This is a genomic window from Dellaglioa sp. CoH-56-MRSF-14, from assembly GCF_056782115.1.
Genome location: NZ_JBXAYB010000133.1, coordinates 1 through 245, shown reverse-complemented (window position 1 = coordinate 245; position 245 = coordinate 1). Strand labels below are relative to the sequence as shown.

At 58.0% G+C, this 245-nt stretch carries 1 protein-coding gene; it reads right to left on the bottom strand.

Features of this window, described 5'->3' with window-relative positions:
- Positions 1-245: hypothetical protein (locus AC1RPX_RS08075; RefSeq protein ID WP_481763381.1), on the bottom strand; the 245-nt coding region annotated here is incomplete at both ends.

Here is a 245-nt window from a genome sequence, read left to right as displayed (position 1 = left end):
CCTCCTTTCGAAGTGTGGGTTTGCTGTACACAAACGCGTGCTCTGCAACGCCCGGTCGGTATTCAGGGTAGACGGTGATAGTCGCGGCAAGCTTCCCGTTCTGGAGCTTTGCCGCATCCAGATCATTTACGTAGCCAACGACCGCTGCGCCCCCGAAATAGGTAGCGCCATCGATCGCCGCTTTCAGCGTCTTGTGCCGTGCATCGAGATCACGTAAGCGCAAGAATTCCCGGAACCCAGCAGCC